We start from the raw sequence: 21,442 nt of genomic DNA, 5'->3' as shown, positions 1-21,442 counted from the left end.
CTTCGGGAGGCGCAGCATGCGGTGGGATAGGGCACAAGGAGAGCGCAATGCAGCGACGTTTTTCATGGAGTGCACTATGGCTGATGGCCGCGGCCCTGCCGGTTTGGGCGCAGCACACCGGCCACGCCAACGGTCTGGTTGGCCTGCGCGCCGGACCTTCCGAAGAGTACCGGCGCGTGGGCGAAGTTCAGCCCGGCGGTACGCTGCAGGTCTATGGCTGTCTCAAGAGTGGCGCCTGGTGCGATGTGCGTTCACCGGAGGCACGTGGCTGGCTTCCTGCGGCCTCGATCGTGCTCGCTCACGGCGCCCTGAATCAGGTGGTGCCGAAGCTGACGTTTTCGCTGGATGCCTACTGGGACACGCATTATCGCGGCCGCGAATGGACCGTCGAGAGCGAGCGCGCCTACTGGCGCGATCACACTCCAGGGGACTCGCTGCCACTAGAGCTGCTGGCACCTGGCGAGGGCGTGACGGCGGACGGAGTACAGTCCCTGGCAAGGCGCGCCAAGGCCGAAACACGCGCAGAAACCGAGCGCACCCAGCGCGAGCGGGCCGTGATAGACCGGGCTGCGCTGAATCGGATAGATGCCGACAGGCGGGACGACAAGATACATCGATGCGAACGCTCGGGAAGTCAGGACAGCACCGTGCAGAGCTGTATCTCCCAGGCACGCAGCGATTACGAGCAATCGGTTCGGCAACGGTGCGAAAATTCACGCAACCAGGATGACGCGCTACAGCGTTGCATCGATTAGGCACGCATCGAGTGCGACAAATTGCCTCGGCAATGGAAATTGGTGGCCGTCACGATTGCCAGCCGACCGCTCGTCGAACCAGGCCCGGCGTGCACTAGGAGGATACGCGCGGTTGGCCCCTGGGCCGGCATCAGCGGCGCAAGCGTGCGCTTGCTACGGCAGGCCTGACGCTTCGGCTGAGTGCCTGCAAGACCCTGGCAGCATTGCGTGATCTAGGCGCGCGTTGCCGCATCGCAGGCGAGCCACCGCAGCGTGATCGCGGCGGTGGCGCCAGTGGTTACACCCGGCCGAAGACCAGTGCCGCATTGGTGCCACCAAAGCCGAAACTGTTGGACATCACCGTGTTCAAGGTCGCGTCCTGTGTCTGCCGCAAGATAGGAAAGCCTTCGGCACGCGGGTCGAGTTCGTCGATATGCGCCGAGCCGGCCATGAAGCCATCGCGCAGCATCAGCAGGCTGTAGATCGCCTCGTGCACGCTGGCCGCGCCCAGCGAGTGCCCGGAGAGCCCCTTGGTCGAAGACAGCGGCGGCACGTTGTCGCCGAATACCTCGCGCACCGCGCCCAGTTCGGTGACATCGCCCAACGGCGTGGACGTGCCATGCGTGTTGAGGTAATCGATCGGGCGCTGCAAGCCATGCATGGCCATGTGCATGCAGCGCACGGCGCCTTCGCCGCTGGGCGCGACCATGTCGGCACCGTCGGAGGTCACGCCATAGCCGAGCAGTTCGGCATGGATGCGTGCGCCACGCGCGATGGCGTGGTCGTAGTCTTCCAGCACCAGCATGCCGCCGCCGCTGCCGATGACGAAGCCATCGCGCTGCGCATCGTACGGGCGCGAGGCCACGGCAGGGCGATCGTTGAAGCCGGTGGACAGCGCGCCCATCGCATCGAACATGACGCTCATGGTCCAGTGCAGTTCTTCGCCGCCACCGGCGAACATCACGTCCTGCGCGCCATGCCGGATCAGATCTGCCGCTGCACCGATGCAATGCGCAGACGTCGCGCACGCGGCCGACAGCGAGTAGCTCAGCCCGCGTATTTTGAACGCGGTGGCCAGCGATGCGGACACCGACGAACACATCGTGCGCGGCACCATGTATGGGCCTACTTTGCGCACGCCACGGTTGCGCAGCAGGTCGGCGGTTTCCACCTGCCATTGGCTGGAGCCGCCACCGGAGCCGGCAATCACGCCGGTGCGCAGGCCGCTGACCTGCTCGGCATCCAGGCCCGCATCGGCGATCGCATCGCGCATTGCCAGGTATGCGTAGGCCGAGGCATCGCCCATGAAGCGTTTGAGCTTGCGGTCGATCAGGCTGTCCAAATCCAGCGCCACCGCACCGCCGACCTGGCTCCGCAGGCCTGCTTCGGCGTGATCGGGCAGCGCGGTGATACCGGAGCGGCTCTCGCGCAGTGCGCTGGAGACGGTGTCCAGCTCGTTGCCCAGGCATGAGGTGATGCCCATTCCGGTAATGACGACGCGACGCATCAGAAATTCTCCGTTGAAGTGAACATGCCCACACGCAGATCCTTGGCGGTGTAGATCTCGCGCCCATCCACCAGCATGCGTGCATCGGTCTGCGCCATCACCAGCTTGCGGTTGATGACGCGGCTGACATCGACCTCGTAGCGCACCAGCCTGGCGCTGGGCAGCACCTGGCCGGTGAACTTGACCTCGCCGCAGCCCAACGCGCGGCCACGGCCCGGTGCGCCGATCCAGGTGAGGAAAAAGCCGGTCAGTTGCCACATCGCATCCAGGCCCAGGCAGCCTGGCATCACCGGGTCGCCGATGAAGTGGCAGCCGAAGAACCACAGGTCCGGGCGGATATCCAGTTCGGCACGAATCAGCCCCTTGCCATGTGCACCGCCGGCGTCGCTGATCTCGGTGATGCGGTCGAACATCAGCATCGGATCGTTGGGCAGACGGCCGCTGTCGGGCGCAAACAATTCCCCACGCGCGCTGGCCAGCAATTGGTCGCGCGAGTACGTACTTTGACGAGTCATGACGAACGTGTCCTGCAAGGAGCGAGAGGCGAGGCGGGGAAGGGTGCATGAGGTCGCGCGGTTCAATCAAACGTTTTATCCGTACGCATGCGTGCTGTTTTCCGCTGAGTGCCCAGTGCGCAGATGCACTGTTGCAGGCGAAGTCACGGTGCTCGGGACCGCCGTCGGCACATGCGTGGCAGGCCTGCATGGTTGGCCGTGCAGGCGCTGTCGTCGGATGCGTTACCTTTGCTATTGAGGACGCGCTCGTGTTCGCTTTGCCAATCCGTGGCGATGTCTCTCGACGCAAGGGGTGAGACGGCGCTGGCTTATCATGGGCGCAGACCTGCGACAGAGAACCCCGCTTGATGCGCAAGATCGTGCACGTGGACATGGATGCGTTCTACGCGTCCGTGGAGCAGCGTGACGACCCGGGCCTGCGCGGCAAGCCGGTAGTGGTGGCCTGGCGCGGCGCGCGCTCGGTGGTGTGCGCGGCCTCCTACGAAGCGCGGACCTTCGGTATTCGCTCGGCGATGCCGGCCGTGCGTGCCGAGCGCCTGTGCCCGGACGCGATCTTCGTGCCGCCGGATTTTGCGCGCTACAAGGCGGTGTCGCGGCAAGTACGCGAGATTTTCCATCGTCATACCGACTTGGTGGAGCCGTTGTCGCTGGACGAGGCCTATCTGGACGTCACGCACGCCAAAACCGGCATGCAGTTGGCCACCGAGGTCGCGCAGTTGATCCGTACGCAGATCCGCGAGGAAACCCAGCTCACCGCATCGGCCGGCATCGCGCCGAACAAGTTCCTGGCCAAGATTGCGTCGGATTGGCGCAAGCCCGATGGCCAGTTCGTGATTGCGCCCAGCCGCGTGGATGCATTTTTGCTGCCGCTCAAGGTCAATCGCATTCCCGGCGTAGGCAAGGTGATGGATGGCAAGTTGGCGGCGCTGGGCATCGTCACCGTGGCCGATCTGCGCCAGCGGCCATTGGAGGAACTGCAGGCGCATTTCGGCGGTTTCGGTCAGAGCCTGTATCGCCGCGCGCGCGGCATCGACGAGCGCCCGGTCGAGCCGGATCAGGAAGTGCAATCGGTCTCCTCGGAAGACACCTTCAGCGAAGATCTGGCGCTTGATGCACTGGACCCGCACATCCTGCGGCTGGCCGAAAAGACCTGGCTCGCCACGCGCCGCACCGAACGCATCGGGCGCACGGTCGTGCTGAAATTGAAGACCTCGAATTTTCGCATCCTGACGCGCTCCTACACGCCCGAGCAGCCGCCTACCTCGCAGGAGGCGCTGGCGCAGATTGCCCTGGCATTGACCCGCCGCGTGGAGCTGCCCACGCAGACGCGCTATCGCCTGGTCGGTGTGGGCCTGAGCGGTTTCAGCGATGTCGAGGATGGCGCCGTGCAGGGGCAGTTGTTCGGCCAGATGCCGCCGTTGGAGTGAGCGGCCCGTGCTGCATTGCGTCTCGCATGCGGCGATGACTGCATCTAACGCAGGTGGCGAGCAATCCACGGCGCTTGGCAGTGACACGTGCTGAATCTTGTGCTGCGTACACTGCGGCTCTCCCACGCACGAGGCCGTCCGAATGTTTCCGTATCCGCTGGTGATCTTCGACCTGGATGGCACGCTGGTGGACAGCGCACCCAATATCGCCGAGGCTCTCAACGGCACATTGCAGGAGCTGGGGCTACAGCAGTTCAGCCAAGCCACGATCCGCAGCTGGATCGGCGAAGGCGTCAAGGTATTGCTTGCCACCGCATTGCGCGAAGCCGGCAGCACGCGCGATGCCGATGCCGAAATGCCGGTGATGATGCGCCATTACGAGGCGAGCCTGCTGCACGACCCGCAGTTGTACCCGGGCGTTGCCGAGGCGCTGGCCGGCCTGCGCGATGCGGGCGCCACGCTGGCCTTGTGCACCAACAAACCTGCGCGTTTTATCGCGCCGTTGCTGGAGCATCTGGGTATCGCCGCGCATTTCAGCCGTGTGCTCGGGGGCGATTCGTTGCCACAGCGCAAGCCCGACCCGGCACCGCTGCTGCAGCTTGCCAGTCACTTTCAACGCAGCCCGCAACAGTGTCTGATGGTCGGCGATTCGGCCACCGATGCCGCCGCCGCAAACGCCGCGAACATGCCGCTGGCGATGGTGCGTTACGGCTACCTGCGCGGTTTCGATGTGCAACGCGCCGGTGCCGTGACCATCGTCGACGACATGCGTGAACTGCTCGCGTTGCGCTGACCTACGCGCGCACCACGGATCGACCGATGCGGCGGCGTGCGTTACGGCCGCAGGCGTAAGCTCGGGCGTCTGCGCTGAAGCGGGAGATTGTGCAACAGCGACCTGTGCCGCTGAGCGGCCAGCACCCAAGACACGGTGGTGAGCCATGCATGCCGACCGGTGCGTGTCGTCGCAGGACCTTGCGCTTCAGGCTCTGAAACGAGCCATGCGTAGTGCGACGCGAGGCTGCATGCATGAGCGCGCGCATGGGCCAGCTGCATCGATCAGCCGATTGCCGGGCGCTGCCGGCCGATTCAATCCTCGCCTGCTCGCTCTGCATCCGCAGCGTCGTAAAGGTCGGTTGCCGTAGCCGCGTCGCCGTGCGTATCGTCGTTGTCGGCGCGCGCATAGTGCACGGTTTCCACCGGCCCGCCGACGGCACGCCCGCGCACCGGCAGCAGCGCGCTGGCCGCTTCGTACTCGGCGAGCAAGGCATGCCGGCGCGCTTCGGGCACGTCCTGCCAATGGCAATCGGCCAACGCGCCTTCCAACGAATACAGCAGGTTGAGGCTGGGCTTGAAGCCCGCGCGGCGCACCTTGACGAATGCGCCCACCGCACCCACCGCTTGCAGGTCCTGCTGCGTGCGCAGCCCGACCTGGCGCAGCCATGCCGCGCTTTTGGGCCCGATGTTGCGCATCCGCTCGGTGGTCACGCCAGCGCGTCTACGAAGAGTTGCGCAATGGCTTCCAGGCCACGTTGATCGTCGGCATCGAAGCGGTCCAGCTCCGGGCTATCCAGGTCCAGCACGCCGATCAGCGCATCGCCTTTGACCAGTGGAATCACCAGCTCCGAGCGCGATGCCGAATCGCAGGCAATATGCCCGGGGAACGCGTCCACATCGGCAATGCGCTGGCTCTGCCGGGTGCTGGCAGCCGCACCGCACACGCCCTTGTCCAGCGGAATGCGCACGCACGCCGGCAGGCCCTGGAACGGCCCCACCACCAGCTCGCGGCCGTCGTAGAAGTAGAAGCCGGCCCAGTTGAGCGACGGCAACGAATGGAAGATCAGCGCGGCCAGATTGGCGGCATTGGCGATCCGGTCCGGCTCGCCGTGCACCAGTGCCTGGGCCTGGGCGGTGAGCTGGGCATATTGTTCCGGCTTGCTGCCGGTCAGCGAAGAGGTGGCGAACATCGGCAAAGTTTAGCAGTGGCCGTCTTGCAGCGTGGTTGCGACGGGCAGGTAACGCGCAGGAGCTTTCCAGCACTGAATCGCGATCATTGGCCAAGGCAGCCAGGGCCCCGCACAGGGGCAACGTGGCCTCGCAGGCAAACGACACCAACCGTCCTCAGCCGCACGTGCAGTGCGCACGCTATGCTGCGCGCCCTCACGGCAATGGCGGCGCGGCCGCAGGATCAGGCGTATGCAGCATCCAGCTTTTTATGTCACCGGCACCGATACCGGCATCGGCAAGACCATGGGCAGCACCGCGCTGTTGCACGCCTTGCGCGCACGCGGCCATCGCGCCGTCGGCATGAAGCCGGTGGCCAGCGGCTGCGAGCACACGCCGCAGGGTTGGCGTAACGAAGACGCGCTGGCGCTGCAGGCGGCCAGCGATCCGCAGCCGGACTACGCCACGCTCAATCCCTACGCCTTGCCGGCGCCGCTGGCACCGGAACTGGCGGCGGCTGATGTCGGCGTGACGCTGGCGCTGGAGCCCATCGCACAAGCGTTTGCGCAATTGCGCACGCAGGCCGAGGTGGTGGTGGTGGAAGGGGTGGGCGGTTGGGCCGCGCCGCTGAGCGCGACCCTGGACCAAGCCCATCTGGTGCGCGCCTTGCAGCTGCCGGTGGTGCTGGTGGTCGGCGTGCGGCTGGGCTGCATCAACCACGCGCGGCTCACTGCTGCGGCCATCGCTGCCGATGGGCTGCAGTGCATCGGGTGGATCGCCAATGAAATCGATCCGCAGATGGAGCGCATCGAAGAGAACATCGGCATGCTGCGCCAGCGCCTGGCGATGCCGTGCTGGGGCCGGATCCCGTGGCGGCCGGGCGCCGACGCTGCCGCCCAGGCACACGGGCTGCAATTGCCGCGCTAGCTGGCACGGCGCGCTCGCGCGGGCAATAAAAAAGCCCGACAGAGGGAGGGATCTGTCGGGCCGGATTGCACGGGGGGAGGGACCCATGCAAAGACGCTGAATTTATTGGCGCTTACTTACGCCGGGTCTTGCCAGATGCGCCGGCCTGGTCGCTGCCGTTTTCGAACTGCTGCTTGGCAAACTGCCCAAGCTCGCTGGACATCTTCAATCCCAGCCCGACCACTTCCTGATTGACCGAGGCCAGGCGTTCCAGGTTGTCGCGCGCAACCTGCAAGCCTTTCGGCCAGAGCGTCTGGTAGGCGCCCAGATCGCGCGCCTGCGCGAACTCGCCGAAGAAGCTGCTGGTCGCGTTGACGTTGCGTTCCAGCGTCTCCAAGGCCAACTGGTTGGCACGTGCTGCGACAGACGCGAACTGACTGGTGAAGCTGTTTTCGAACTGCGCCGACATTGCGAACCCCTTGGGGAAAGCCGTGACCGTTTGTTGCGTTGCAGCATACGCCGAAGTTGCTGCGATGCAACACGTTTCCTGAAGATTTTCCAAATGTGCGTAGAAGCGCTTTAACATCAACAGCTTAGCCGGCCGCTCAAATGAGAAAAGCCGCCAGCTGGCGGCTTTAGGTCACTCCACTGCGCTGCCGCTCAGCCGCGATAGCGACAGCCGGAGGTGCAGGTCTCGTGCACCACGATCTCGCTCAGCTGCGGCAGTGCCGGCTTGAGCTGCTGCCAGATCCAGATCGCCAGGCGTTCGCTGGTGGGGTTTTCCAACCCTTCGATGTCGTTGAGGTAATGGTGGTCCAGGCGGTCGTAGATCGGCTGGAAGGCCGCCTTGATGTCACCGAAATCCATGATCCAGCCGGTCTCGGCGCCGGGTTCGCCGCTGACATGCAGCTCAACGCGAAACGAATGGCCGTGCAGGCGCGCGCATTTATGCCCAGGCGGCACGTTGGGAAGCCGGTGCGCGGCTTCCAGGGTGAAGACCTTGAAGATGTCCATGATGGTGATTCGGCAAGCAGGAAGAAGGAGAGATGCGTGACTGCACAGGGCAGGATCCCGCAAGAGCCCGGGCAGGCCGGGACGGACAGAACAAGGGCCGCATCGCGGCCCTTGTTCTCAGCGCATGCCCAGCGCTCAGGCGCCGCGGTTGGCCGGACGGCCATTGCCGCCACGTCCACCATCGCGACGGCCTGCGCCCGCGCCAGCGTTGGCCTGACGCGGCCCGCCGCTGCGCTGGCCACCCGGCTTCTTCGGGCCGGCATGCGCATGCGCCTGACGCGGTGCATCGCCATGCGGACGACGGGCGTGGCTCTTGCGCGGCGCGCGCTCGCCACCCGGCTGCTCGGCGCGACCCGGCGCGCTGTTGCCCCAACGGATCGGGGTCTGCGGCTCGTAGCCCGGCACGTCGCGGATTTCCACGTCGCGGCCCAGCATGCGCACGATCTGGCGCAGCAGCTTGGCTTCGTCCTGCGCCACCAGCGAAATCGCCTCGCCGGTGGAGCCGTTACGGCCGGTGCGGCCGATGCGGTGCACGTAGTCCTCGGCCACCATCGGCAGGTCGTAGTTGATGACCTTCGGCAGCTGGTCGATATCGATCCCGCGCGCGGCGATATCGGTGGCCACCAGCACGGTCACGCGGCCTGCCTTGAAGTCGCTCAGCGCGCGCATGCGCTGACCCTGGCTCTTGTTGCCATGGATCGCCGCGGTCTTGATGCCGGACTTCTCCAGGAACAGCGCCAGCTTGTCGCTGCCGTGCTTGGTGCGCGCGAACACCAGGGTCTGCTCGCGGCTGTCCTGCGCCAGCAGGTGCAGCAGCAGATCGCGCTTGCGCGCGCCGTCGACCGGGTGCACGCGGTGGGTGATGCTCTCGGCCACGGTGTTGCTCGGGGTGACCTGGATCTGCATCGGGTTGCGCATGAACTCCAGCGCCAACTGCTTGATGTTCTCTTCGAAGGTGGCCGAGAACAGCAGCGTCTGACGGTCCTGGCGCGGCAGCTTGGTCAGGATGCGCTTGATCGACGGCAGGAAGCCCATGTCGAGCATGCGATCGGCTTCGTCCAGGATCAGTACTTCGATACCGGACAGGTCCACGCTGCGACGTTCGATATGGTCGATCAGGCGGCCCGGGCAGGCGATCAGCAGGTCTACGCCACGACGCAGCGCATCGAGCTGGTTGCCCATGCCCACGCCGCCATAGATCACCGCGCTGGGGATGCGCAGGTACTTGCTGTAGCCGCGCAGGCTGTCGTGCACCTGGGTGGCCAGTTCGCGGGTGGGGGTCAGGATCAGCGCGCGAGGCTTGCGCGGGCCGTTGACGGTCTGCGGCGCGGTGCCCAGGTGCTGCAGCAGCGGCAGGCCGAAGGCAGCGGTCTTGCCGGTGCCGGTCTGCGCGCCGGCCAGCAGGTCGTGACCGGCCAGCACCAACGGGATCGCCTGCTGCTGGATCGGGGTGGGGGTTTCGTAGCCCTGCTCGGCCAACGCGCGCAGCAGGAAGGGCGCAAGGCCCAGGGATTCAAAAGACATCAGGAAGCTCCAAGTAAAGCGTCGCCGCCAAGCCAAGCCCGGAGCGCAAACGCATTGCAGATGCAAGAAGGTGAGGCTCGGAGCGTTCCCGTGAACCGCGCTGCGAGATGGTGGATCAACCCGATCAAGGAGCGATGGGTTTGTCGGCACCACGAAAGGCGTCGGGTGGGGCGGGCGAGCGGATCGATCGATCCTGGCCTCGCCGGCTGTCCCTAAGGGAAACGGACGGCCGCATGCAGACCCGGCAAGTGTACTCGCGTTTGGCGCGCTGCACAAAATCGCGGTTTCGCGGTTGTGGCCACGGTCAGTTGTTTCAGGTGCAACCAGTAGTGCGGCAGGCCGTACAATCGTCCGATCAGCCACAGCACAGGATGGTCATGAAGCTAGGTTCCCTGAAGGAAGGCGGCCGCGACGGCAGCCTGATCGTGGTTTCGCGCGACCTGCGCACCGCCGTGCGCGCCACCGGCATCGCGCCCACGCTGCAGCGCGCGCTGGAGGACTGGAGCAATGTGGCGCCGCGCCTGAATGCCTTGTCGGCCTCGCTCAACGATGGCAGCGCCGACGGCGTGTTCGATCTGGATGTGCAGGCCTTGGCCGCCCCCTTGCCGCGCGCCTACGAGTTCGTCGACGGCAGTGCCTACCTGCCGCATGTGGAGCGGGTGCGCCGCGCACGCAATGCCGAAGTGCCGGAAAGCTTCTACACCGACCCGCTGATGTACCAGGCCACCAGCGCCGGCTTCTATGGCCCGCGCGATGCCATCAAGGTGATCAGCGAGGACTACGGCATCGACCTGGAGGCGGAGATTGTGGTCATCACCGACGACGTGCCGATGGGCGCCTCGCCCGAGCAGGCGGCCGCGCATATCCAGTTGGTGGGCCTGGTCAACGATGTCTCGCTGCGCAACCTGATTCCGGCCGAGCTCGCCAAGGGCTTTGGTTTCGTGCAATCCAAGCCGCGTTCGGCGATGTCGCCGGTGTTCGTCACCCCCGACGAGCTGGACGATGCCTGGCGCGACAACAAGGTGCATCTTCCGCTGGTCACGCACGTCAACGGCGCCTGGTTCGGCGCGCCCGAAGCCGGCAACGACATGCAGTTCGACTTCGCCCAACTGATCGCCCACGCCGCCAAGACCCGTCCGCTGTCGGCCGGCACCATCGTGGGCTCGGGCACCATCGCCAACCAGGACACCGCCTTGGGCGCCTCGTGTTTTGCCGAGCAACGCGTGGTCGAGACGCTGCGCGACGGCAAGCCCAGCACGCCGTTCATGGCGTTCGGGGACATGGTGCGGATCGAGATGTTCGATGCCAGTGGCGCCAGCATCTTCGGTGCGATCGAACAGCGCGTCGAGCGGCAGCCGCTGCCATGACCTGCGGCGCAGCGACGACAGGCGGTCGCGTATGAGCGCGGCCCTGGAGCTGTTTTCGTACTGGCGCTCCAGCGCGGCGTATCGCGTGCGCATCGGTCTTGGGCTGAAGGTGCTGGATTACATCGCCCGCCCGGTGCATCTGGTGCGCGATGGGGGCGAGCAGCACGCGCCGGCCTATGCGCAACTCAATCCGCAGGAACTGGTGCCGACGTTGCGGCATGGCGATGTGGTCATCACGCAGTCGCTGGCGATTCTGGAGTATCTGGAAGAGGCATTCGCGCGCACCACGGCGCTGCTGCCGCGCGCGCCTGCCGAACGCGCCCGGGTGCGCGCATTGGCGCAGCTCATCGCCTGCGATGTGCACCCGCTCAACAACCTGCGCGTCATGCAGGTGCTGGAGCGCGAGTTCGCGCTGGAGGGCGCACAACGCCAGCAGTGGACACGGCGCTGGATGGAGCGGGGCTTTGCGGCACTGGAAACGCAGCTGGCGCGCGATGCGCAGACCGGGTGCTTCTGCCACGGCGATGCACCGGGCTTGGCCGATTGCGTGCTGATCCCGCAGCTCTACAACGCGCACCGGTTCGAGGTCGATCTGGCGCCGTATCCGACCCTGCGGCGCATCGAGCAGGCCTGCCTGCAGTTACCGGCCTTCGACGCGGCGCGCCCGGAGATGCAGGCCGACGCGGTGGGCTGAGGGCAGGCTGTCACAGCCCTCATCCGCCCTTCGGGCGCCTTCTCCCATGGCACGGGAGAAGGGCAGGCAATCACCCGGTTCGGGCAGTCGGCGTCACGCCAGGCGAATAGGAATGCAAGTTTGAGAGCTTCGGCACCGGCACCTGAAAGCACCGTGCGAGCGCCGATCTCGTCCTTCTCCCGCAAGCGGGAGAAGGTGGCGCGCAGCGCCGGATGAGGGCGCCGGTTGCATCGGCATCGCGAATGCGGAGCACGTCGCAGAGTTCGCTCTTAACCACCAGGATCCAGCAGCCCCCGGTGACGCAAGATCACCGATCGTCGCCGCCAAACCGATTAGATGAACCCGTGACTGATCTTCGGTGCCGCGGCCGCTTCGTAATCCGCATACGGGTCGTGCTCGCCGGAGCCGCCCTCGGAGAGACGGAACTTCAGCGCCAGGCCGTCGCGCGAGTCGGCCGCGCGCAGTGCTTCTTCCTGCTCGATTTCGCCCGACTTCACCATCCGGAACAGGCATTGGTCGAAGGTCTGCATGCCTTCTTCCAGCGACTCTTCCATCGCTGCCTTGACCTCGTGCACCTGGCCGCGCCGTAGCAGGTCGCGGATCATCGGGGTATTGAGCAACACCTCGGTGGCGGGGCGGCGGCGCCCGTCCACGCCCTTGACCAGGCGCTGGGAGACCACTGCGCGCAGATTCAGCGCCAGGTTCATCAGCACGTTCTTGTGCGCGCTTTCCGGGAAGAAATTGAGGATGCGCTCGATGGTCTGGTCGGCGTTGTTGGAGTGCAGCGTGGCCAGGCACAGGTGGCCGGTTTCGGCGAAGGCGATCGCCGCCTCCATGGTTTCGGCGTCCAGGATCTCGCCGATCAGGATCACGTCCGGCGCCTCGCGCATGGCGTTCTTCAGCGCGCTCTGGAAGGCGTGCGTGTCCAGGCCCACCTCGCGCTGGTTCACGATCGACATCTTGTGCTTGTGCAGGTATTCGATCGGGTCCTCGATGGTGAGGATGTGCCCGGTGGTGGTGCTGTTGCGGTGGTCGATCATCGACGCCAGCGAGGTCGACTTGCCCGAACCGGTCGAACCCACCACCAGCACCAGCCCGCGCGGGGTCATGATGACGTCCTTGAGCACCTGCGGCAGGTTGAGCTCTTCGATGCTGGGAATCCGGCTGCGAATGGCGCGAATCACCATGCCCACCTCGCCGCGCTGCTTGAACACGTTCACGCGGAAACGGCCGGCATCGGGCAGGGCGATGGCCATGTTGAGCTCGAGCTCGCGTTCGAACTGCGGCACCTGGCCTTCGTCCATCAACGAGTAGGCGATTTTCTTGACCATTCCCGGCGGCAACCCCGTATTGCCGAGCGGGTAAAGCTTGCCCTCGATCTTGATGTACACCGGCGCGCCGGTGGTCAAGAACATGTCCGAGGCATTCTTTTCGGTCATCAGCTTCAGGAAGTAGCCGATATCCATGCGCAATGGTTCCCCAACAAACAGCAGCGTCTCGTTGCAAGTCCGCCGCAGGCTTCCGACAATGGCCGTGCTCGAGACTTCTCGCTACGGCTCCCCTAATGACGGCTAGCTTCGCATACTTGCGGCGATCCCTGTATGGCATCGCCTGTTTCATGGTCCTTTCCTCTCCGGCCGCCGCCCAGGTGGCACCGGAGCTCACCGCCGCCGAACAGGCCGTGCAACGCGCCACCCAGGCCGATGCCGACCAATACGCCCCGGATCTGGTCAACCTGGCCCGCCAGGAATTGATGCAGGCCCAGCAGGCGCAACTGGACAAGCGCCAGCGCAAGCAAGTGCCCCAGATCGCCTTGCGCGCCGCCGCCGACGCCGACCTGGCCAAGGCCCGCAGCGAAGAAGCGGTGGTCACCGCTCAACTGGAACAGCGCAGGAAGGAAGTGGCGCAGTTGCAGAACACCCTCAATACCGGGGAGGGCGGCCGATGAAACTGCGCCCCCTGCTGTATCTCGGTGTGTTGAGCCTGGCCACGTTGCCGCCGCTGGCGATGGCGGCCAAGGACGACCCGCAGGCCGACGCGCTCAACCGGCGCCTGGCCGCACTACAGAACGACCCGCAGACCAATGATCTGGCGCGCTTTGAGCGGCTGCAGGCGCAGCAAAGCGTGGCTGCGCTGGCCGAGGCCAAACGCCGTGACCGCGACGAGCTGGTGTTCCTGGCCGACCGGCGGGTCGAAATCGCCGAACTCACGGCCCGTACCGCGCTGGCGCGGCGCGAATTGGACCGCCTGGAAGGCACGCGCAACGACTTGCTGATCGAAGCCAGTCGCCGCGATGCCGCACGGGCGCGCCAGGAAGCCGAACGCCTGCGCGTGCAGGCGCAGATCCAGGCCGAGGCCGCCGAGCAGGCACGCCAGGCCGCCGAACAGGAAGCGCTCGCCCGCCAGGACGCCGAGCTGGCGTTGACCAGCGTGGCCGGCAAGCAGACCGCCAAGCTCAACGCGGCCCAGCAGAAGGCGGTGCAACTGGCGCATGAGGAGGCCGAGCTGGTCGCCGGGGCCAAGCTGCCGGCCGCCAAGTTCGACAGCCGCGGCGAAGTGTTTTCCCTGGGCAGTGGCGCCTTCGGTGGCAAGGCGGCGTTGTCCGGGGATGCCGCCGGGCAGGCCAAGGCATTGGCCGAATATCTGAACATCGGCAAGAAGGGCCGGGTCAGCATCGTCGGCTTCGACACCGATCCAGCCATTGCCAAGAAGCGTGCCGAAGCACTGCGCGATGCGTTGGTGGCAGGCGGCGTGTCGGCCTCGCGGCTGCAGGTCACCGGCACCAAAGGCGCGGCCAGCAAGACCCGCGCGGCCGAGGTCGTTGTCGCGCCCTGATGTCATTCGTTGCAAGTGATTGGAAGTTAAGGTCTTTTAACCCGTGCATGACGCCTGGTTGAACCGCGGTCACTGATTGAGGCAGGGAACGGCAAATGCGGCCGTTTCGGTCTTGAACCCCCTGGGCGACCGGCGTAGGGTCGTACCTCCGGGCAGCAACTCCGCGGCCCGGGAAGTACGGAGGGCCGGGCCAGTGATGCAGAGGCACGCAACGAGACAACATGGTGGAGCAGTTGTTGGTGGTTCCGCCGGTGTGTCGGCCTTTGCAACGCGTTGGTCTTCCATCCCCAAGCTGCGCCCCGTGCCTTCGCTGGCCGGGGCGTTCTTGTTTTAAGTGAAGGAGGTAACGCCATGTTCGAAGGGCAACCGCAGACCGAAATCGACGCATTGATGAAGTCCGATCCCCAGTTCAAGCAGCTCTACCAACGCCACAAGCTATTGAACAAGAAATGCATGGATGCCGAACTCGGGGTGCTCCCGATCGACGACGTGACCTTGGGCCAGATGAAGCGCGAGAAGTTGCAGGCAAAAGAAAAGCTCACCCGGATGTACGACCAGCTCACCCACTGATCCTTCCCCACCGTTAGAACAAGTTCACCGTCGCGGGCGGTGGCGGCCTCCTCGTCGGCTTGCCACCGTCCGCGTCTTTAGTTGGAGCGGCGTTTGCTGGCGGGGGCACATCGGCGAACGGTTGAGCCTGTTCGTTCATCGGCCCGTGCAATCGGTTCAATGCTGAATGAGCATTCCCCGGCGGTTCGTCGGATAATGACCGGTCTAGCCCGCGTGGCGCAGCGACGATATCCCGATGGCGATTCATTCCTCCGTACTCGAACTGATTGGCAACACGCCGATTGTCAAGGCCCAGCGCCTGGACACCGGCGTCTGCGAGCTGTTCCTCAAGCTGGAGGCGAATAATCCTGGCGGATCGATCAAGGACCGCATCGGTCTGTCGATGATCGAAGCGGCCGAGCAGCGCGGCGATCTCAAGCCCGGCGCCACCCTGGTGGAGGGTACCGCCGGCAACACCGGTCTGGGCTTGGCCCTGGTGGCGCAGCAGAAGGGCTACCAGTTGATCCTGGTGGTGCCGGACAAGATGAGCCGCGAGAAGATCTTCAATCTCAAGGCCATGGGCGCCAACGTAGTGCTGACGCGCTCGGATGTGGCCAAGGGCCACCCCGAGTACTACCAGGACCTCGCTGCCAGGATCGCAGCCGAGACTCCCGGCGCCTACTTCATCAACCAGTTCGGCAACCCGGACAACCCGGCCGCGCACGAATTCGGCACCGGCCCGGAAATCCTGGCGCAGATGGGCGGCCAACTGGACGCCATCGTGTTCGGTTGCGGCAGCTCCGGCACCATGACCGGCCTGTCGCGCGCCTTCGCCAGCGCCTCGCCCCACACCGAACTGGTATTGGCCGACCCGGTCGGTTCGATCCTGACCCAGTACATCGAAGAGGGCACGGTCAGCGAAAAGTCCGGCAGCTGGTTGGTCGAAGGCATCGGCGAGGATTTCCTGCCGGATATCTCCGACTTTTCGCGGGTCAAGAAGGCTTATTCCATCAGCGACGCGGAAAGCTTCCATACCGCGCGCGAGCTGCTGGCCAAGGAGGGCATCCTCGGTGGCTCGTCCACCGGCACCCTGCTGGCTGCGGCGCTGAAGTATTGCCGCGAGCAGACCACGCCCAAGCGCGTGCTGGTGTTCGTCTGCGATACCGGCAACAAGTACCTGTCGAAGATGTACAACGACTACTGGATGCTCGACAACGGCTTTTTGGAGCGCCCGCAACATGGCGATCTGCGCGACCTGATCCTGCGCCCTTACAACAAGCGCGACACCGTGGTGGTGGGCCCGAAGGATCTGCTGACCACCGCCTACCAGCGCATGAAGCTGTACGACGTCTCGCAGTTGCCGGTGATCGACGATGGCGAGCTGGTAGGCATCGTGGACGAAAGCGACGTGCTGCTGCATGTCTATGGCGACGAATCCCGTTTCCGCGACCCGATTTCCACTGCCATGGTCAGCAAGCTGGATCGTCTGGACGTCGCGTCGCCGATCGAAGCGCTGCTGCCGGTGTTCGACCGTGGCCAGGTCGCCATCGTCATGGACGGCACGCAATTTCTTGGCTTGATCACCCGCATCGACCTGCTCAACTACCTGCGCCGTCGCGTGCAGTGATCGTGCAGTAATCCGGCACTGCCGCGCGCTCGGATGAGACGCGCGGCACGGGCCATTCAGACCTGCTTGTTACAATCGCCCACTTTTTCGGGAACCTCCATGTCCAATCGCACCACTCATAGCCATGACGGCGAGCGCGCGCTGTCGCTCGCAACGCTGGCGATCCATGGAGGGCAGTCGCCAGATCCGAGCACCGGCGCGGTGATGCCGCCGATCTATGCGACGTCCACCTATGCGCAGTCCAGCCCCGGCGAGCATCAGGGCTTCGAATATTCGCGCACCCACAACCCCACGCGCTTCGCCTACGAGCGTTGCGTTGCCGCGCTGGAAGGCGGTACGCGCGCATTTGCGTTCGCTTCCGGCATGGCTGCCACCTCGACGGTGATGGAGTTGCTGGATGCCGGCAGCCACGTGGTGGCGATGGACGACCTGTACGGCGGCACCTTCCGCCTGTTCGAGCGCGTGCGCCGTCGCACCGCCGGCCTGGATTTCAGCTTCGTCGACCTGACCGACCCGGCTGCCTTCGAAGCTGCAATCCGCCCCGACACCAAGATGGTGTGGATCGAAACCCCGACCAACCCGATGCTCAAGCTGGTCGATATCGCTGCCATTGCCGCGATCGCGCGCAAGCACGGCCTGTTGATCGTGGTCGACAACACGTTCGCTTCCCCGATGCTGCAGCGCCCGCTCAGCCTGGGTGCGGATATCGTCGTGCACTCGGCCACCAAGTATCTCAACGGCCACTCGGACATGGTCGGCGGCATCGCGGTGGTTGGCGACAACGCCGAGCTCGCCGAGCAGATGGCGTTCCTGCAGAACTCCATCGGTGGCGTCCAGGGCCCGTTCGACAGCTTCCTTGCCCTGCGCGGCCTCAAGACCCTGCCGCTGCGCATGCGCGCGCATTGCGAGAATGCCCTGGCGCTCGCGCAATGGCTGGAAACCCACCCTGCGATCGAAAAGGTCATCTACCCCGGCCTTGCTTCGCACCCGCAGCATGCGCTCGCGAAAACCCAGATGTCCGGCTTCGGCGGCATCGTCTCCATCGTCCTCAAGGGCGGCTTCGACGCAGCCAAGCGTTTCTGCGAAAAGACCGAATTGTTCACCCTGGCCGAATCGCTCGGCGGCGTGGAAAGCCTGCTCAACCATCCCGCCGTCATGACCCACGCCTCCATTCCGGTTGCCCGCCGTGACCAGCTTGGTATCAGCGATGCGCTGGTGCGGTTGAGCGTGGGGATTGAAGATGTGGGGGATTTGCGTGGGGATTTGGAGTGGGCGCTTGCGCGTTAAGCAGCACATCCACGTAACGGAAACCTGGCGCTCATCGCGCGGCTTGGCAGTGGCCAAATGAAGGCGCGCATGTCGCGAGTTTTGCCGAGCACCGGGTTTCTACGTGCGGTCCTGGCTGGGGCAATTCGCTATGTCCTTGTGCGACCGTCGCTGAAACGCCGGTTGATGCGTGCGCTGTCAGCGACACCGGGCCTACTCATGGCGATCAAACGCCTTGGGGTACGTTTCGGATTTGGCGGCCTGATGGGGCCCGGTCACCTGGCGATCAATGGAAGGGCGAGTGGTCTGGCGTCGCAAGGACGCATGACTGCGCGTGCCGCCCGGATCTACGAAGATCTGCGTCGGGCGATGGCCGCCAGGGATCGTTGAGTCGTGCGCATCGCCATCGATCTACAGGCAGCCCAGACCGCCAGCAGGCATAGAGGGATCGGGCGTTATTCGCTTGCATTGGCTGAGGCGATGCTGCGTGAGCCGCGCGCGCATGAGTTCTGGTTGGTCATCAATGGCGATATTGCCAGCGACGCGATCGATTCGCTTGCTGCTCTGTTGCCACGCGAGCGCGTGGTGGCGTTCCGCACGGCTCAGCCCGTGCATTGGCGCGATCCGGCAAACGCGTGGCGGCGAACGGCCTCCGAGCATATGCGCGAGTCGTTCCTGCAGGCCTTGCAGCCGGATATCGTCCACGTCACTAGCGTGATCGAGGGTGCGAGCGATGGAGCGGTGACCTCCATCGGTCGTGGAACGGGGGGGGCACGCACTGCTGCAACCTTGTACGACCTCATCCCGCTCCATGATCCGCGATACATTGCCACCCCATGGGCCGCAGAATGGTATGCAGATAAGGTCGCCTCGCTGCAGCGGGCCGATGTATTGCTCTCGATCTCCGATTACGTTCGGAACGATGCAATCGAGCGGTTGTCGGTAGCGCCGGAGCGCGTGGTCAATATCTCGTCTGCGGCCTCGCAGATCTTCAGGCCGATCCATGTCGATAGCGTGCTGCGTGGACGATTTGCGCACGAGCATGGGATTGTCGGCGGGTACGTGATGTACAGCGGGGCAATGGATCCTCGCAAGAATCTCGAGGCCTTGGTCGCAGCCTATGCGCTGCTGGGTAAAGAGAAGCAGGAACGTTATCAGCTGGTGGTCACCGGCCACCTGGACGAGTTGGAGCGCGCGCGGCTTGCGCTAGTTGCGCGTCGATTGAAGTTGTCGCCGGACCGGATCGTCTGTACGGGACACGTGACTGATCAGTCGCTGGTCGAACTGTATTGCGGTGCTGAGCTGTTCGTCCTGCCTTCTTTGCAGGAAGGATTCGGCCTACCGTTGCTCGAGGCGATGGCCTGTGGAACCGCCGTGATTGGTGCACGCGCAAGTAGCATTCCGGAGGTGATCGGGCGCGACGATGCCTTGTTCGATCCGACCGATCCTGCAGCTATCGCTGGAGCGATGCGGCGCGTTCTGGAAGACACGGACTTTGCGCGCAGCCTCCGCCACCATGGGCCACAACGCGCCCGTGCATTCTCATGGGCAGGCAGTGCGTCGCGCGCGCTAGATGCGTTCGAGGCCTACGGCCAGTTACATCCGGCCGCTAAGTGGGGCTGGCGAGAGACGAGCGAGGCGTTGCAGAAAAAGCGTGCTGCGCTCGTCACGGACTTGGCGCACGCATGCGGCAGCCGCGTGCCAGTTGCGGATACGGACCTGGTGCAAGTGGCCGTCGCCATGGATGCAAATGAAGATCTGCTGCGCGACGTGTTGCGAAGGCAACATCCGCTCCCCCAGTTCCCCTCGTGGCGTGTGGAAGGGCCGTTTGACAGCAGTTATAGCCTCGCCCTGGTAAATCGTGAACTGGCGCGTGCGCTTGATGCGCAGGGGCTGAATGTGCTCTTGCATTCGACCGATGGCTCGGGAGACTTCGACGCCGATCCAGAATTCCTCGCTTCCGATCAGCAGATTGCGCGGCTTCATTCGCGCGCATCTGGAAGCGCGCCGGTTGCGGCCGACGTGTGCAGCAGGCTGCTGTATCCGCCTCGCGTTGCCGACATGGACTCCCGCTTCAACCTGCTGCATGCCTATGCCTGGGAAGAATCGGCCGTGCCCGAGGCTTGGGTTGCCGATTTCAACGAGTTCGTCCAAGGCATTTCCGCGCTTTCCACACATGTGGTCAAGGCATTGGTGGACAGTGGGGTCGCGATCCCACTCGGCGTTTGTGGCGCCGGGGTGGATCACTGGGAATCAATTGCTGCGGCAGAGGGTACTTCGTTGCAGCAACGTGGTTTCAGTTTTCTCCATGTGTCTTCCTGCCTTCCTCGCAAGGGTGTGGACGTCCTGTTGCAGTCCTACGGCGATGCCTTCAGCGATCGCGACGACGTATCGCTGATCATCAAGACCTTCGCCAACCCTCAGAACGAAGTTCGTCGTTTGCTGCATGGCGCACGACGCGCCCGGGCCGACTTTCCTCATGTGATTCTGATCGAGGAAGATCTCGACAGTGCCAGCTTGAAACGTCTTTACTCGCAGTGCGACGTGATGGTTGCGCCAAGCCGGGCCGAGGGCTTTGGGCTGCCATTGGCAGAGGCGATGTTGTCTGGTCTTGCTGTCATCACCACTGCGTGGGGTGGTCAATGCGATTTCTGCAACGACCAGACCGCCTGGTTGATTGATTACACATTCGCGCCTGCTGAGACGGTATTTGGGCTCCCTCACTCGGTCTGGGCTGAACCCTCCCGGACAGGGCTAAGCCGACTTTTGCGCGAAGTGCACCGTCTCCCCGCCGAGCAGCGCAACGAGCGGACCCGTCGTGGTCGACAGCTCCTGCAGGGCCACTTCAAATGGGCGGATGTGGCGCAGCGGCTCCTGGCGTTTGTTCGCGACCTGTGGGCTCGGCCGATTCGCACTGCCACGCCTCTCATCGCGTGGATTGCGCCCTCCGCGCCAGCTCAGAGCTCGGGTGGCGTTTTCGCTGAGCTCAGTGGCCTAGCTGGCGAGTTAACGCTATTTGAGATCGACGCATCGATCATATATTCAGGCGCGACGATGCCGGCAGGCCTGGTTTCCCTGTCTGAACCGCGCCATTGCCCAACCCGCTCCCTTCCTGTCATCGGCCATCAGCTGACCAATGCGGTGGTAATCGATTATCCTCACATCCTGCATCATGGTCATTGGTTCGCTGGCCTGTTGGAGGATCAACTCGATCGTGGTCGGATTGTCGTTGTGCTGTTGCGTCGAGTTGCCGCATCCGATCCTTGGGAGCCTGCGCTGATTCGTGCACTCAGGCGATGCGATCGCGTCCTGGTCGAGGGGTTTGCCGATCTCAATCTGCTCAAGAGCCAGGGCGTCAGTGCGAACACGGCGATCCTCCCCACCCTTGGGGACAACGTGGAGATCCAGCAATCTGCGTTGCGTGTATGGAGCATCGTCCGTGCGCTGCTGTGGCAGCGGCATGCTGATCCTTCGATTTTCTCGCCGCGGCCTGCAGAGGTAGTCTGCTCGTGACAGTCATTCTTTTCGGCCTCTCT

At 64.6% G+C, this 21,442-nt stretch carries 20 protein-coding genes; 12 read left to right on the top strand and 8 right to left on the bottom strand.

Going from position 1 to position 21,442, the window contains the following annotated elements:
• Window positions 1-47: 47 nt before the first annotated feature.
• Window positions 48-755 (top strand): SH3 domain-containing protein, encoded by a 708-nt coding sequence (locus ACCQ15_RS17830; RefSeq protein ID WP_122272312.1) that lies wholly within the window; start codon window positions 48-50, stop codon window positions 753-755.
• Between the two features lie 277 nt (window positions 756-1,032).
• Here the strand turns inward: ACCQ15_RS17830 and fabB are convergent, their stop codons facing one another.
• Window positions 1,033-2,241, bottom strand: a complete 1,209-nt coding sequence (gene fabB / locus ACCQ15_RS17825) for a beta-ketoacyl-ACP synthase I (RefSeq protein WP_372380865.1) — start codon at window positions 2,239-2,241, stop codon at window positions 1,033-1,035.
• Window positions 2,241-2,756 (bottom strand): 3-hydroxyacyl-[acyl-carrier-protein] dehydratase FabA, encoded by a 516-nt coding sequence (gene fabA, locus ACCQ15_RS17820; protein ID WP_014091107.1) that lies wholly within the window; start codon window positions 2,754-2,756, stop codon window positions 2,241-2,243. The genes fabB and fabA overlap by 1 nt, the downstream gene beginning before the upstream one ends.
• 347 nt (window positions 2,757-3,103) lie before the next feature.
• Between fabA and dinB the strand changes: the two genes are divergently transcribed.
• Window positions 3,104-4,183: a DNA polymerase IV gene (dinB, locus tag ACCQ15_RS17815; protein ID WP_372380864.1), complete on the top strand. Its 1,080-nt coding sequence runs from the start codon at window positions 3,104-3,106 to the stop codon at window positions 4,181-4,183.
• 142 nt (window positions 4,184-4,325) lie between these two features.
• The gene (gene gph / locus ACCQ15_RS17810; protein WP_031424958.1) at window positions 4,326-4,976 is read left to right on the top strand and encodes a phosphoglycolate phosphatase; all 651 of its coding nucleotides are present in this window, start codon (window positions 4,326-4,328) and stop codon (window positions 4,974-4,976) included.
• Between the two features lie 293 nt (window positions 4,977-5,269).
• On the opposite strand, the gene ACCQ15_RS17805 is transcribed toward gph, so the two are convergent.
• Together ACCQ15_RS17805 and msrC are read right to left on the bottom strand one after the other, a co-directional pair.
• Window positions 5,270-5,668 (bottom strand): TfoX/Sxy family protein, encoded by a 399-nt coding sequence (locus ACCQ15_RS17805; RefSeq protein ID WP_031424957.1) that lies wholly within the window; start codon window positions 5,666-5,668, stop codon window positions 5,270-5,272.
• Complete coding sequence (msrC, locus tag ACCQ15_RS17800) at window positions 5,665-6,147, bottom strand: free L-methionine (R)-S-oxide reductase MsrC (RefSeq protein WP_005920832.1); 483 nt, start codon at window positions 6,145-6,147, stop codon at window positions 5,665-5,667. Before msrC ends, ACCQ15_RS17805 begins: the two co-directional genes overlap by 4 nt.
• Window positions 6,148-6,376: 229 nt before the next feature.
• Between msrC and bioD the strand changes: the two genes are divergently transcribed.
• The gene (bioD, locus tag ACCQ15_RS17795) at window positions 6,377-7,051 is read left to right on the top strand and encodes a dethiobiotin synthase (protein ID WP_372380863.1); all 675 of its coding nucleotides are present in this window, start codon (window positions 6,377-6,379) and stop codon (window positions 7,049-7,051) included.
• Between the two features lie 112 nt (window positions 7,052-7,163).
• Here the strand turns inward: bioD and ACCQ15_RS17790 are convergent, their stop codons facing one another.
• The 3 genes from ACCQ15_RS17790 to ACCQ15_RS17780 form a co-directional block, all read right to left on the bottom strand.
• The gene (locus ACCQ15_RS17790) at window positions 7,164-7,499 is read right to left on the bottom strand and encodes a phasin family protein (RefSeq protein ID WP_008576902.1); all 336 of its coding nucleotides are present in this window, start codon (window positions 7,497-7,499) and stop codon (window positions 7,164-7,166) included.
• Between the two features lie 191 nt (window positions 7,500-7,690).
• The gene (gene queD / locus ACCQ15_RS17785) at window positions 7,691-8,044 is read right to left on the bottom strand and encodes a 6-carboxytetrahydropterin synthase QueD (RefSeq protein ID WP_008576903.1); all 354 of its coding nucleotides are present in this window, start codon (window positions 8,042-8,044) and stop codon (window positions 7,691-7,693) included.
• 135 nt (window positions 8,045-8,179) lie between these two features.
• Window positions 8,180-9,568 (bottom strand): DEAD/DEAH box helicase, encoded by a 1,389-nt coding sequence (locus tag ACCQ15_RS17780; protein WP_008576904.1) that lies wholly within the window; start codon window positions 9,566-9,568, stop codon window positions 8,180-8,182.
• A 308-nt stretch (window positions 9,569-9,876) separates the two neighbouring features.
• On the opposite strand from ACCQ15_RS17780, the gene ACCQ15_RS17775 reads away from it, so the two are divergent.
• Both ACCQ15_RS17775 and maiA read left to right on the top strand, forming a co-directional pair.
• Window positions 9,877-10,935: a fumarylacetoacetate hydrolase family protein gene (locus tag ACCQ15_RS17775; protein ID WP_372380862.1), complete on the top strand. Its 1,059-nt coding sequence runs from the start codon at window positions 9,877-9,879 to the stop codon at window positions 10,933-10,935.
• A 31-nt stretch (window positions 10,936-10,966) separates the two neighbouring features.
• Window positions 10,967-11,629 carry a maleylacetoacetate isomerase gene (gene maiA, locus ACCQ15_RS17770; protein WP_008576906.1) on the top strand — a complete coding sequence of 221 codons (663 nt, stop codon included), beginning with the start codon at window positions 10,967-10,969 and terminating at the stop codon, window positions 11,627-11,629.
• 332 nt (window positions 11,630-11,961) lie between these two features.
• Here maiA and ACCQ15_RS17765 read toward each other — a convergent pair whose 3' ends face one another.
• Window positions 11,962-13,095: a PilT/PilU family type 4a pilus ATPase gene (locus tag ACCQ15_RS17765; RefSeq protein WP_008576907.1), complete on the bottom strand. Its 1,134-nt coding sequence runs from the start codon at window positions 13,093-13,095 to the stop codon at window positions 11,962-11,964.
• Window positions 13,096-13,193: 98 nt separating this feature from the next.
• Here ACCQ15_RS17765 and ACCQ15_RS17760 point away from each other — a divergent pair, with 98 nt between their 5' ends.
• The 6 genes from ACCQ15_RS17760 (at window position 13,194) to ACCQ15_RS17735 (ending at window position 21,419) form a co-directional block, all read left to right on the top strand.
• A complete protein-coding gene (locus ACCQ15_RS17760) occupies window positions 13,194-13,577 on the top strand; it encodes a DUF4398 domain-containing protein (protein WP_005914753.1) in 384 nt (127 codons plus the stop codon).
• Entirely contained in the window at window positions 13,574-14,464 is an 891-nt protein-coding gene (locus ACCQ15_RS17755; RefSeq protein ID WP_011348629.1) for an OmpA family protein, read from the top strand. Before ACCQ15_RS17760 ends, ACCQ15_RS17755 begins: the two co-directional genes overlap by 4 nt.
• Before the next feature lie 351 nt (window positions 14,465-14,815).
• Window positions 14,816-15,034, top strand: coding sequence for an HP1242/YdcH family protein (locus ACCQ15_RS17750; RefSeq protein WP_003484103.1), 219 nt, complete (start codon window positions 14,816-14,818; stop codon window positions 15,032-15,034).
• A gap of 235 nt (window positions 15,035-15,269) precedes the next feature.
• Window positions 15,270-16,640, top strand: coding sequence for a pyridoxal-phosphate dependent enzyme (locus tag ACCQ15_RS17745; protein WP_008576911.1), 1,371 nt, complete (start codon window positions 15,270-15,272; stop codon window positions 16,638-16,640).
• A 99-nt stretch (window positions 16,641-16,739) separates the two neighbouring features.
• Window positions 16,740-17,927, top strand: coding sequence for a cystathionine gamma-synthase (locus ACCQ15_RS17740; protein ID WP_136733944.1), 1,188 nt, complete (start codon window positions 16,740-16,742; stop codon window positions 17,925-17,927).
• A gap of 372 nt (window positions 17,928-18,299) precedes the next feature.
• A complete protein-coding gene (locus ACCQ15_RS17735) occupies window positions 18,300-21,419 on the top strand; it encodes a glycosyltransferase (protein ID WP_046939788.1) in 3,120 nt (1,039 codons plus the stop codon).
• Window positions 21,420-21,442 lie beyond the last annotated feature (23 nt).

This window comes from Xanthomonas sp. NCPPB 1754, from assembly GCF_041475725.2.
GTDB classification, from domain to species: Bacteria; Pseudomonadota; Gammaproteobacteria; order Xanthomonadales; family Xanthomonadaceae; genus Xanthomonas; species Xanthomonas euvesicatoria.
The sequence above is the reverse complement of the archived record's forward strand: the minus strand, read 5'-3'. Positions and strand labels throughout refer to the sequence as shown.